Annotated in this window: 7 protein-coding genes; 3 read left to right on the top strand and 4 right to left on the bottom strand. The window is 67.6% G+C overall.

Annotated features, from left to right (window positions below; all coding sequences use genetic code 11):
* Positions 1–261: 261 nt before the first annotated feature.
* Positions 262–3147: a leucine--tRNA ligase gene (gene leuS / locus ACOGI8_RS06935; RefSeq protein ID WP_419856135.1), complete on the bottom strand. Its 2886-nt coding sequence runs from the start codon at positions 3145–3147 to the stop codon at positions 262–264.
* Between the two features lie 84 nt (positions 3148–3231).
* Between leuS and ACOGI8_RS06930 the strand changes: the two genes are divergently transcribed.
* Positions 3232–4788 carry a methylmalonyl-CoA mutase family protein gene (locus ACOGI8_RS06930; protein ID WP_419856134.1) on the top strand — a complete coding sequence of 519 codons (1557 nt, stop codon included), beginning with the start codon at positions 3232–3234 and terminating at the stop codon, positions 4786–4788.
* On the top strand, positions 4785–7094 hold the full coding sequence (gene scpA / locus ACOGI8_RS06925) for a methylmalonyl-CoA mutase (RefSeq protein WP_419856133.1): 2310 nt from the start codon (positions 4785–4787) through the stop codon (positions 7092–7094). Before ACOGI8_RS06930 ends, scpA begins: the two co-directional genes overlap by 4 nt.
* Before the next feature lie 21 nt (positions 7095–7115).
* On the opposite strand, the gene ACOGI8_RS06920 is transcribed toward scpA, so the two are convergent.
* A complete protein-coding gene (locus ACOGI8_RS06920) occupies positions 7116–7670 on the bottom strand; it encodes a hypothetical protein (RefSeq protein ID WP_419856132.1) in 555 nt (184 codons plus the stop codon).
* Between the two features lie 71 nt (positions 7671–7741).
* On the opposite strand from ACOGI8_RS06920, the gene meaB reads away from it, so the two are divergent.
* Positions 7742–8728 (top strand): methylmalonyl Co-A mutase-associated GTPase MeaB, encoded by a 987-nt coding sequence (meaB, locus tag ACOGI8_RS06915; RefSeq protein ID WP_419856131.1) that lies wholly within the window; start codon positions 7742–7744, stop codon positions 8726–8728.
* A gap of 58 nt (positions 8729–8786) precedes the next feature.
* Here meaB and ACOGI8_RS06910 read toward each other — a convergent pair whose 3' ends face one another.
* Both ACOGI8_RS06910 and ACOGI8_RS06905 read right to left on the bottom strand, forming a co-directional pair.
* Positions 8787–9746: a ribonucleotide-diphosphate reductase subunit beta gene (locus ACOGI8_RS06910; RefSeq protein ID WP_419856378.1), complete on the bottom strand. Its 960-nt coding sequence runs from the start codon at positions 9744–9746 to the stop codon at positions 8787–8789.
* A 188-nt stretch (positions 9747–9934) separates the two neighbouring features.
* Entirely contained in the window at positions 9935–12463 is a 2529-nt protein-coding gene (locus ACOGI8_RS06905) for a ribonucleoside-diphosphate reductase subunit alpha (protein WP_419856130.1), read from the bottom strand.
* Between the last annotated feature and the right edge of the window lie 167 nt (positions 12464–12630).

Raw genomic sequence — 12630 nt, 5'->3', positions numbered from 1 at the left:
GAACCTCCGCAAAACAATCCTGTCGCAAGAGCTTGGCACGCGGCCTACCTTTGCGCCGCGGCGTACAGCCGTCTATCGCCCGCCGAGCGCGGTGCCTCTCATGCTTTTAGCCCCTACAGGGCCAGCCTGCGCGAAGAGCCGCACCAGCGAACCGGTGCGGCTCCGAGCGACCCGAAGGCCAAGGGCCGAGAGAAGGTTCTCCGCCGCGGCACTTCACACGCTCGGCGTCGGGCTCGATTCCCGATCGGTCCACTGCCGAGCCTAGCTGAGCACGATGTTCACCAGTTTGCCGGGGACCGTGACGACGCGCCGGATGTCTGCGCCAGCAGTGAGCTGGACGATGCGATCATCGGCCTTGGCGGCGGCTTCGAGATCGGCCGGCGAGATGCCGGCGTCGACCGTGATGCGGCTGCGGACCTTGCCATTCACCTGCACGGGCACCTCGATCACCTCGGCCGACAACAGTGCGGGGTCTGCCTGTGGGAATGGCGCGTAGACGATCGTGGTCGAGTTCCCGAGCTTCGACCACAGCTCCTCGGCCAGATGCGGCACCAGCGGTGCCAGCAAGCGCACCAGCACATCGGCGACAGAACGGGGCGTCGGACCGCCTCGGCGGGTCAGCTCGTTGTTCAGCTCGGTGATGCGAGCGATCGCCGAGTTGAACCGCAGATCCGACATGGCGTCGGTGACTGCGGCGATGGTCCGGTGCACCATCCGCTGGAGGTCAGCGTCGGGCGCGACGTCGGCGACCGTCAGCTCGCCGGTCTGCTCGTCGACCAGGCTCCGCCACACCCGCTGCAGCAGCCGGTGCGAGCCAATCACCGAATGCGTCTCCCACGGGCGACCCTGATCGAGCGGACCCATGAACATCTCGTAGGTCCGCAGCGTGTCGGCCCCGTACGCGCTGTAGATGTCGTCGGGCGTGACCGCGTTGCGCAGCGACTTGCCCATCTTGCCGAAGTGGCGGGTGACCTCGGCGTCGCCCCAGAAGAACTTGCCGCCGCGCTCGACGACCTCCGACGCTTCCACGTACACGCCCCGGCTGTCCTGGTAGGCAGCCGCCTGGATATAGCCCTGGTTGTACAGCCGGCCGAACGGCTCGGGGCCGCTCACGTGACCCAGGTCGTACAGCACCTTGTGCCAGAAGCGCGCATACAGCAGGTGCAGCACGGCATGCTCCACGCCGCCGACATAGAGGTCGACGCCCCCGACGCCGCCATCGGGGTCTGCCATCCAATACCGCTCCACCTCGGGATCCACCAAGGCGTCGTCGTTGGCGGGATCGAGGTAGCGCAGGTAGTACCAGCACGATCCGGCCCACTGGGGCATCGTGCTCAGCTCACGACGGTATGTGCGCTCGCCGTCGCCCAGGTCGTAGGTGGCGGTGGCCCACTCGGTGGCACGGCCGAGCGGCGGTTCAGGTTCCGACGACTCGTCCAGCGCCCGGGGTGCCCAGTCGATCAGCTCGGGCAGCTCTACCGGCAGCTCGCTTTCGGGCACTGCCAATGCAAGACCCGTCTCGTCGAACACGATCGGGAACGGCTCGCCCCAGTAGCGCTGCCGGCTGAACAGCCAGTCCCGCAGCTTGTAGGTGACCGTGCGGCGGCCGCAGTCCCGCTCCTCCAGCCAACCGCAGATGGCGTCGATGGCGTCGGCCTTTTCCAAGCCGTTCAAGAAATCGCTGTTGATGGCCGGCCCGGGACCGTCATAGGCCTCGCCGTCGAAGTCTGGCGGCGGCTGCACGGTGCGCATGATCGGCAGCCCGAACTGGACGGAGAAGTCCCAGTCGCGCTGGTCCTCTCCGGGCACCGACATGACCGCGCCCGTGCCGTAGTCGATCAGCACGTAGTCGGCGACGAACACCGGCACCGGCGCGCCGCTTGTGGGCACGCGGCAGTTCACGCCCAGCCACACGCCGGTCTTGTCGCGCTCGGTCTGGCGCTGCAAGTCGGTCATCGCTGCTGCCTGGGCCCGGTACGCGTGGAGGGCCTCACGGGGCGTAGTGGCACCCCCGGTCCAGCGCTGATCGGTGCCAGAGGGCCACACGTCTGCGACCAGCTCGTCGACGAGTGGGTGCTCGGGCGCCAGCAGCATCGCCGTCGTCCCGTAGATCGTGTCGGGACGGGTGGTGAATACCTCGATGGCTGGGCCGGAGCTGTTCGCATTGGAGATGGCTAAGCCAGAACTGCCGGGCTCGGCGTCGGTCGCGAAGCTGATGTATGCGCCCTCGCTTCGGCCGATCCAGTTGCGCTGCATGAGCTTGACGCTCTCGAACCAGTCCACTCGGTCGAGGTCGGCCAGCAGCCGGTCCGCATATGCCGTGATGCGCATCATCCACTGCTTCATCGGGCGGCGGAAGACTGGATGGTTGCCCCGGTCGGACCGCCCCTCGTTGGTGACCTCCTCGTTGGCCAGCACCGTTCCCAGCGCAGGGCACCAGTTGACCGGGGCTTCGCCCAGATAGGCCAGACGGTGCTCGTCGAGCTCGGTACGCCGCTCGACGTCGCTCATCTCGGCCCACACAGCACCGCTGGTGGTTGCCTTGCCCCCGGTCTCGAACAGCTCGATCAGCTCAGCGATCGGGCGGGCCCGCTGCGCGTCGGCGTCGTACCAGGAATTGAAGATCTGCAGGAAGATCCACTGCGTCCAGCGGTAGTACTCGACATCGGTGGTGGCCAGCGATCGCTGGTCGTCGTGCCCGAGCCCCAGCCGGGCAAGCTGGCGCGACATGTTGGCAATGTTCCGCTCCGTGTTGACGCGGGGGTGCTCACCGGTCTGGCGGGCATGCTCCTCAGCAGGCAGACCGAATGCGTCGTAGCCCATCGGGTGCAGCACCACGTAGCCGCACATGCGCTTGAAACGTGCATACACGTCGGTGCCGATGTAGCCCAGCGGATGCCCCACATGCAGTCCCGAACCCGATGGGTAGGGGAACATGTCCATAATGAAGAGCTTGTTCTTGTTGGTCGCCGGATCCGCCGGCGACGTGCCGGGATTGGGCGTGCGGTAGGTGCCGTCGGCCTTCCACCTCTCCTGCCAGCGCAGCTCGATCTCGTTCGCCATCTCGGCGTTGTAGCGATACGGAGGGAGCTCGCTCCCCTCAGCTGAATGCGCGACAGCGACGTCGGCCGATGAGGGGGGATTCATGCGGGAAAGGATGCCACGGTCACCCGCAAATCACTAAGAGAGAGCCACATTCCCGTCCGGAAGGTGACCGCTACCCTGCGGACCGTGGCCGAGACATCCCCATCGCAGCACGACACCGCGCTCAGCGATCCTGGCTTCGCGGATGTCTCCGAGAGCGACTGGGAGGCCGCGGCCGAAGGCGCGCTGCGGGGCGAGCCGCTGTCGTCGCTCCACTCGACGCTGCTCGACGGCATCGAGACCGCCCCGCTGTACACCGCGCATCGCCACGGCACCGAGGCTGATCCGTCAGGCTTGCCCGGCAGTGCACCGTTCACCCGAGGCGCCGCCGCCGCAAGCGGCGCACTGGGCTGGGAGGTGCGCCAGATCCACGACGTACGACTCGCGAGCACGCCCGATGCCGTCGCCGTGGACACGACATCGGGCGTGGATGCCGTCACTGTTGCCCGGGGCTGGGACGCCGACGGTGATGCCGTCGCACTCGCGGCAGGCATCGGCGATGCGGCCGGCGCCGGCGTAGCGATCCACTTGCAGTCCGGCGCATCGCCCGCGCACGCCGCGGCTCTGCTAGATGTCTTCGACCGTCACGGTGTGGAGCTCGCAGGGCTGCGCTCGTGGCTGGGTCTCGACCCGATCGCGGCGGCCGCAAGCGGTTGGCACTGGGCCAATCCGGGTGACTGCGCCACGCTCGACTCCTCCATGTGCAGCGCAGCGCGCAGCGCCGCCGAGATTGCGCAGCGCTCGCCTGGGGCCGTGCCACTGGAGGCTGACGGGTCGGTCTTCGCCGATGCCGGCGCCGGCGACGCCACCGAACTGGCGGCGATGCTCGCGACCGGGGTGGCGTGGCTGCGGGTGCTCTGCGACAACGCCGACGGACCGGGGCTCGACCCGGCTGCGGCTGCCGGCCTGCTGGGCTTCACGCTGTCCGCAGGACCCGACGCATTCGTGGTGACCGCCAAGTGCCGGGCGCTGCGGATGTGCTGGACCCGTGTGCTCGGCACCTGCGGCGTCGACGGCGTCGACGGCGTCGGCGGCGAGGGGCCGCCGATGCGGCTCCACGCCGTCACGGCGACAGCCATGCTGAGCGCTGTCGACCCGTGGGTGAACATGCTGCGCGCCACCACGGCCACCTTCGGCGCCGCAAACGGCGGCGTCGACGCCATCACGGTCCGCCCCTTCGACGCCGTCAGCACTGGGGCGCCGTCCAGCGGCCTGGGGTGGCGCGTCGCCGCCAACACGCAGCTGATCCTTCGTCACGAGAGCCGCATCGGATCGGTCATCGATCCCGCCGGGGGAAGCTGGTACCTCGAAGACCTCACGCGCAAGCTGGCGCACGCAGCCTGGCGCCGCTTCAGGGAGATCGAAGCGACCGGCGGCATGTGCGCTGCGATGGCCAGCGGCGATCTGGAGGCATCGATCGCCGCCGAACGAGCGCTGCGCGACGAGCAGATCGCCGCCGGCCAGCACGTGCTCGTCGGCGTCACCGACTTCGTGGACTCGCAGGCTGCGCAGGACTCGGGGGCGAGCGTCTCCGCTGGCGAACTGGCCGGCACGCCTGCGGTCGGGCTGGGCGTGCACCGCTGGGCAGCGCCCTACGAGACTGGGACGAATGACGAAGCTGTGACGGGAGATGCAGGGTCATGAGCGTCATCGGCGACTTCTCGAACGTTCAGCTTGACGACACCGGGTCGGCCCAGGCGAGCTCGAACGGCGCTAGCCGCCCTGGATCATCGACGCCGCCCGAATCGTCGGCACGAGCAGCGTGGGCGGAGCGATTCGCCTCCGAGACCGGCCGCGCCCCCGCTCCCAGCACCACGCCCGAAGGCATCGACATCGCGCCGCTGTACGTCGCTGCGGACGTCGCCGACCTCTACGACAGCGGACCCGACACCGGCGGGAACAGCCCCGCAGGGCGCACGTACCTCGACGGCTACCCCGGCTTCGCCCCGTACCTGCGCGGTCCGTACCCCACGATGTACACGAACCAGCCGTGGACCATCCGCCAGTACGCCGGCTTCTCCACCGCCGAAGACTCCAACGCCTTCTACCGGCGCAACCTGGCCGCAGGCCAGCGCGGCCTGTCGGTCGCCTTCGACCTCGCGACCCACCGGGGCTACGACTCGGACCACCCCAGGGTGAGCTCGGACGTGGGCATGGCAGGTGTGGCCATCGATTCGATCCTCGACATGCGCACGCTGTTCGACGGCATCCCGCTCGACCGCATGAGCGTGTCGATGACCATGAACGGGGCGGTGCTGCCGGTGCTGGCGCTCTACGTGGTGGCGGCCGAGGAGCAGGGCGTCGCGCCCGCGCAGCTCACCGGGACCATCCAGAACGACATCCTCAAGGAGTTCATGGTCCGCAACACCTACATCTACCCGCCCCAGCCCTCCATGCGGATCATCAGCGACATCTTCGAGTTCACCTCGGCCGAGATGCCTCGCTACAACTCGATATCCATCTCCGGCTACCACATGCAGGAAGCCGGGGCGACTGCCGACCTCGAGCTGGGCTACACGCTGGCCGACGGCCTGGAGTACCTGCGCTGCGGCATCGGCGCCGGCATGGGCATCGACGACTTCGCCCCGCGCCTGAGCTTCTTCTGGGGCATCGGCATGGACTTCTTCATGGAGGTCGCCAAGCTGCGCGCCGCCCGGCTGCTGTGGGCCAAGCTGGTCGCCGGCTTCGAGCCCGAGAATCCGCGGTCGCTGTCGCTGCGCACGCACTGCCAGACCTCGGGCTGGTCGCTCACCGCCCAGGATCCGTATAACAACGTGGTGCGCACCTGCATCGAGGCCATGGCCGCCGTCGACGGTCACACCCAGAGCCTGCACACCAATGCCTTCGACGAGGCGTTGGCGCTGCCGAGCGACTTCAGCGCGCGCATCGCCCGCAACACGCAGCTGTTCCTGCAGCACGAAGCCGGCGCGACCCGGGTGATCGACCCCTGGGGCGGGAGCTACTACGTGGAGCGGCTCACCGCCGAGCTGGCGCAGCGGGCTGCCGCCCACATCGACGAGATCGAGCATCTCGGCGGCATGGCTCGCGCCATCGAGGCCGGCATCCCCAAGATGCGCATCGAAGAAGCCGCCGCGCGCACCCAGGCCCGCATCGAGGCCGGGCAGCGCACGGTTGTCGGGGTCAACCGCTACAGGTCTGAGCTGTCCAATGAAGTCGACATCCTGCGCGTCGACAACGCCGAAGTGCGAAGCGCCCAGCTAGCAAAGCTGGACCGTCTGCGAGCCGACCGCGACGCCGATGTGGTGCAACGCTCGCTGGACGCGTTGCGCGAGGTAGCCCGCAGCGGCGAGGGCAACCTGCTGGCCGCATCCGTCGACGCGGCGCGCTGCCATGCCACCGTGGGAGAGATCAGCGCGGCGATGGAGGACGCCTTCGGGCGGCACACTGCCCAGATACGCACGATCAGCGGCGTGTACGGGAGCGAGATGGCTGGCGACAGTTCGGGCGACGCAGGCGACGGCAGTACCGGTCCGATGGCAGCCGCTGTCGATGCCGTACGCAAACGGGTTGCTGCCTTCGGCGAACAGACCGGGCGGCGGCCGCGCATCCTCATCGCGAAGATGGGCCAGGACGGCCATGACCGGGGCCAGAAAGTGGTGGCCACCGCCTACGCCGACCTCGGCTTCGACGTCGACATCGGCCCCCTGTTCAGCACACCTGCCGAGACAGCTCGCCAGGCCGTCGAGAACGACGTCCACGTCGTCGGCGCCTCATCGCTCGCCGCGGGCCACTTGACGCTGGTGCCGGCGCTGAAAGAAGCGCTTGGCGAGCTCGGCCGGCCCGACATCCTGATCGTGGTCGGCGGCGTCATCCCGGCGCAGGACTTCGACGCGCTGCGCACGGCAGGCGCCGCCGCCATCTACCCGCCAGGAACGGTCATCGCCGAAGCTGCGGCCGAGATGCTGGATCTGCTCGAAGGGACTGGCTAGAGCCCTGCCGCGGCCGCAGGCTCAACGATGGCGGCGTCCCACGTTGCGGACCTTCTTCTTGGCCCGAGCGGCGCGGTAGGCCGAGCTGGACGCCGCTCGCATGCCGCGCGGCGCGGCCGCGAGCCGCGCGTCGGCTTCTTCTAGGTGGCTGTGGTAGCGGCGGTGCACCCACAGCTTCTCGTCGCCGACGACGATCTGCCCCCACGCCGAGCCGCGGATGTCGAACGGCGCTGTGCGCTCGATGCGGTCGAGCAGCTCGACCGGCTTGGCCGGCCTCAGCGCCCGGGTGCGCATGACCACGATGTCGGCATCGGTCAGTGCGAGCAGGCGGTAACGCGACATAGTCAGCACTGCTGCTGTCGCGAAGACCGTCGTGGAGATCAGGCTGACCTGCACCCACGGCAGATCCACCGTCAGCACGATGCCGGCCAGCGCCGCCACGCCGATCACCAGCATCGAGAAAGGGTGCAGCCCGCCCTGCGCCGGCACGAGTGCGTGCAGGTGGTCGCCTTGGTTCAGGTACTGCTCGGCGGGGTGAGAACGGTCCCCCGTGCGCATCCGCTTCAGCAATCCCACCCGCACATTGTGCCCGAAGTGCCGGTCCGCGCAGGCAGGCCGTCGCCGTGGCTCCCGGTACCTTGCTACCGATGGCCGAAGTCAATGTCGCTGAGCTTGCCGCTGGCGTGCGCGCCTGCGACCGCGCCGCCATCGGCCAGGCCATCACGCTCGTGGAGTCGCGGCTGGCTGACGATGCCGAACCGGCGCAGGAGCTGCTCGCCGAGCTGCTGACCGACACCGGTGGTACGCATCGAGTGGGCATCACCGGTGTGCCCGGCGTGGGCAAGAGCACGCTCATCGAGACACTCGGAACTGCGCTGACGAAGCAGGGTCACCGTGTGGCCGTGCTGGCCGTCGACCCGACGTCGGCGCTGCACGGAGGCTCCATCCTGGGTGACAAGACCCGGATGACGGCACTGGCCAATGACCCAGATGCCTTCGTACGGCCCTCGCCAACGGCCGGACAGCTCGGCGGGGTGACGCGGGTGACCCGCGAGACGATCCTGGTGCTGGAAGCAGCGGGATTCGATGTGGTGCTCGTCGAGACCGTGGGCGTCGGCCAGTCAGAGACGGCCGTGGCCGGCATGGTGGATTTCTTTGTGGTGCTGATGCTGCCGGGCGCCGGCGACGACCTGCAAGGCATCAAGAAGGGCATCCTCGAGATCGCGGACCTGATCGCGGTCAACAAGGCCGACGGAGACAACGTCGAGCGGGCCGCCAACGCGGCACGCGACTACCAGCTGGCGCTGCACATGACCAAGCCGGCGTCGCCGACTTGGACTCCCCCGGTGATCACCTGCTCAGGTCTGACCGCAGACGGCCTCGAGACGCTGTGGGACCACGTGGCCGAGCACCGCCGGCTCATGTCGGCATCGGGCGAGCTGGCAGCCCGCCGGGCGGATCAGCGGGTGCGCTGGATGCGCGCCATGCTGACTGAGCGCATGCGCGCACGGCTGACGACGCGTGCTCAGGACCTGCTGGCCGATCTCGAAGACGAAGTGCGAGCCGACCGTCTGACGCCGACCGCTGCGGTGGACCAGCTGATGGCAGCCTTCGACGGGTCGGCGGACGCCTAGCGAGAAGTCCTCGTCGAAGGCGACCTCGCCTAGAAGTCCTCGTCGAAGGCGACCTCGCCTAGAAGTCCTCGTCGAAGGCGACCTCGCCTTCGATGCCGACCTGGTAGGCGGCGACGGTGCGCTCGAAGAAGTTGGTGAGCTCCTGCACGTCCTGCAGTTCCATGAACGAGAAGGGGTTCTTGGAGCCGAAGTTCTTCGGCAGCCCGAGCTGGGCCAGCCGCTGATCGGCCACGAACTCCAGGTAGGACCGAGTGTCGGCGACAGACATGCCCGCCACGCCGCCTGACAGCACGTCGCGCGCGAACTGCGTCTCGACGTCGACCGCCTCGACGATCATCTCGCGGATCCGATCGGCGAGATCCTGGTCGAACAGGTCGGGCTCCTCTGAGCGGATCGTCCGCACCACCTCGAACGCGAAGTTCATGTGCGCCGACTCGTCACGGAACACCCAGTTCGTGCCGGCCGCCAAGCCGTTCAGCAAGCCCTTCGACCGCAGGAAATAGACGTACGCGAATGCCGCGAAGAAAAACAGCCCCTCGATGCACGCCGCGAAGCAGATGAGATTCAGCAGGAAGGCCTTGCGGTGCTCGACGGTGGAGAGCTGGTCGAGCGACCACACGCTGTCCATCCAGCGGAAACAGAAGTCGGCCTTGGCGGCAATGGAGGGAATGTTCTCGATGGCCGAGAACGCCGCCGCTCGCTCATCGAGATCAGGGATGTAGTGATCCAGCAGCGTCAGGTAGAACTGCACGTGCAGCGCTTCCTCGTACAGCTGCCGGCTCAGGTACATGCGAGCTTCGGGGCTGTTGATGTGCTGGTAGAGGTTCAGCACCAGGTTGTTGGCGACGATCGAGTCGCCGGTGGCGAAGAACGCCACGAGCCGGTTGATGAGGTGCCGCTCGGCAGGCGCCAGCTTGCGGTTGAGGTCGACGATGTCGTCGGAGAAATCGATCTCCTCGACCGTCCAAGTGTTGCGGATGGCGTCGCGGTACATGTCGAAGAACTGCGGGTACCGCATCGGCCGCAGTGTCAGCTCGAAGCCAGGGTCCAGGATGTTGCCGCTGCGGACAGCGGAACCGGCGCCCGGGCCGGTCTGCGACCCGCCGTCTGGAAGCGGCTCGGGCCCCAATTCGGGCGCTGTCTGCACGAGTGCCATGGGGATCCTCTGTCTGTGTCAGGTGGTTCTGCCAAATTGCTCGCGACGCCTCATTCGCAGGCTTCGCAGGTCTCGGGGTTCTCCAGCGAGCACGCCACGGCATCGGCTGCTGCTGTGTCGGCGGCTGTGTCGATGACCGCGGCGGCCGAGCCCGCCGCGGCTGGGTCGGGCATGGTCGAGACGGTCGCTTGCGTTGCGGCGCCGCCGTTGGGCTGGCCCCCATCGCGCTGGGCGCCATTGCTGGGAGATGCGTTGTCGGTCGTGGTCTGGTTGATGCGCGTCGCCGGTCGGGAGCGCAGGTAGTACGTGGTCTTCAGGCCCGATTTCCAGGCGTGCATGTACATCGAGGAGAGCTTGCCGATGTTGGGGCTCTCCATGAACAGGTTCAGCGACTGGCTCTGGTCGATGAAAGCGCCCCGTGCGGCGGCCATGTCGATGAGCGCCCGCTGGGGCAGCTCCCACGCAGTGCGGTACACCGAGCGGAGGTCATCGGGGATCTCGGCGATGGCCTGCACCGAACCCTCGGCCATCTTGATCTTGTTGGCCATGGCCTCGCTCCACAGGCCACGCTGCTGCAGCTCTCGCACGAGGTAGCGGTTGATCTGCATGAACTCACCCGACAGCGTTTCTCGCTTGAACAGGTTCGACACCTGCGGCTCGATGCACTCGTAGCAGCCGGCGATGGACGCGATGGTGGCAGTGGGCGCAACGGCCACCAGCAGCGAATTGCGCAGCCCGTGCTGGCCGATCCGCTCGCGCAGCTCGGCCCAGCGTTGAGGTTGGGACGGCTCGATGCCCCACAGGTCGAACTGCAGCTCTCCCGCAGCGGCTCGTGTCTGGTCGAACGCGCCGTGCGGCCCGTGCTGGCGAGCCAGCTCGCAGCTTGACCAGACCGCCCAGTAGTAGATCTCCTCGGCGATGCGGGCCGCGATCTCGACCGCCTCAGGCGAATCGAACGCCAGATTGAGCTGGAAGAACACGTCCTGCAGGCCCATGACGCCCAGCCCGACCGGACGCCAGCGCTCGTTCGACCGGGCGGCCTCGGGCGTCGGGTAGTAGTTGATGTCGATGACGCGGTCCAAGTAGGGCACCGCCGTGCGCACGACCTCTCCCAGTGCGTCGTAGTCGACGGTTCTGCCGCCATCCGGGCCCTGCCGCACGAACTTGGCGAGATTGACCGAGCCGAGATTGCAGACCGCCGTCTCGGCGTCGCTGGTGACCTCGAGGATCTCGGTGCACAGGTTCGACAGGTGGATGACGTTGCCGGGCCCGCCGGTCTGGTTGGACTTGGCGTTCGAGGCGTCCTTGAAGGTCATCCAGCCGTTGCCGGTCTGGGCGAGCGTGCGCATCATGCGGCTGTACAGCTCGCGGGCTGACACCTGCCGCTCGTACAGTCCGGCAGCTTCAGCTTCCCGGTACGCATCGGTGAACTCGTCGCCGTACAGGTCGGTGAGATGCGGCACCTGCTTGGGATCGAACAGCGACCATTGCCAGTCGTTCTCTACCCGGCGCATGAACTCGTCGGGCACCCAGTTCGCCAGGTTCAGGTTGTGGGTGCGCCGGGCATGGTCGCCGGTGGAGTCCTTCAGCTCCAGGAACTCCTCGATGTCGGCATGCCACGTTTCGAGGTACACGCACGCAGCGCCCTTGCGCCGGCCGCCCTGGTTCACAGCCGCAACCGACGAGTCGAGCGTCTTGAGCCACGGCACGATGCCGTTCGACAGGCCGTTGGTGCCGCTGATCAGCGAGCCGCGTGACCGCACCCGGTGCCAGCCCACGCCAATGCCGCCGGCGAACTTCGAAAGCTTGGCGATGTCGGAATAGCGGTCGTAGATGCCTTCGAGCGAATCGGTGGGGCTGTCAAGCAGGTAGCACGACGACATCTGCGGGTGGGCCGTGCCCGAGTTGAACAGCGTGGGCGACGACGGCAGGTAGCGCAGGCTGGAGATGAGCTCGTAGAACGAGATGGCCTCTTCGGCCGTCTGCGACAGACCGCAGGCAACGCGCAACAGGAAGTACTGCGGGTTCTCGATGACCGTCCGGCGCTGCGGATGCCGCAGCAGGTAGCGGTCGTACACGGTGCGGAGCCCGAAGAACTCGAAATCGCCGTTGCGCTGCGCTATGACCGCATCGTTGAGCTTGCGGGCGTTTGCAGCGACGAATGCCACCACATCGGGATGGATGAGCCCGCACTCGCCGCCTTCGGAGATGGACTGGCTGAACGAGTAAATGTTCTGGTTCCGGACTTCCTTGTCGATGTAGGTGGCCAGCAAACGGGCGGCCAGCTTCGAGTAGTTCGGTTCCTCAGAGATCAGCGCAGCGGCCGTGCGAATCGACAGCTCGTCGAGCTCGGTGGTCGTGGCGCCGTCATGAAGACCCGAGATGGTCCGCGTCGCGACCCGCATGGGATCGACACCGGCCAGTTCGGTGGCGCAGCGTTCGACGGCGCGGACGATCTTGTTGACGTCGACGGCTTGCATGGAGCCGTCGCGCTTCTGCACGCGCATGCCGGGGGTGTCTGGGCCCTGCTGCGCAGCCTCGGCCGTCGGTGACGGAGGCGCTGCCTCGGTGACGCTCATCTCGGGCCGTCCGATCGCCCGAGGCCGTCCATGTCTGTGGTGCGGACTGCCATTTCCACGAATCTCTCGCTCCCCGCAGCCTGTGCCGCATGCGGCCCGACTGCCATCCACCCGGCGAAAATGACACCGGTGTAATTCCACGGATGTGAGGAACAGTTATAGCGCGT

Origin of the sequence: Candidatus Poriferisodalis sp., assembly GCF_965204195.1 — a bacterium.
Classification (GTDB): domain Bacteria; phylum Actinomycetota; class Acidimicrobiia; order Acidimicrobiales; family Poriferisodalaceae; genus Poriferisodalis.
This window is presented reverse-complemented; position numbering and strand designations above follow the sequence as displayed.

Bases quoted from the DNA above. Each gene is read 5' to 3' on its own strand.
- leuS (WP_419856135.1), bottom strand. From the start codon at position 3,147: ATGAATCCCCCCTCATCGGCCGACGTCGCTGTCGCGCATTCAGCTGAG.
- scpA (WP_419856133.1), top strand. From the start codon at position 4,785: ATGAGCGTCATCGGCGACTTCTCGAACGTTCAGCTTGACGACACCGGG.
- meaB (WP_419856131.1), top strand. From the start codon at position 7,742: ATGGCCGAAGTCAATGTCGCTGAGCTTGCCGCTGGCGTGCGCGCCTGC.
- ACOGI8_RS06910 (WP_419856378.1), bottom strand. From the start codon at position 9,746: ATGCGGTACCCGCAGTTCTTCGACATGTACCGCGACGCCATCCGCAAC.
- ACOGI8_RS06905 (WP_419856130.1), bottom strand. From the start codon at position 12,463: ATGAGCGTCACCGAGGCAGCGCCTCCGTCACCGACGGCCGAGGCTGCG.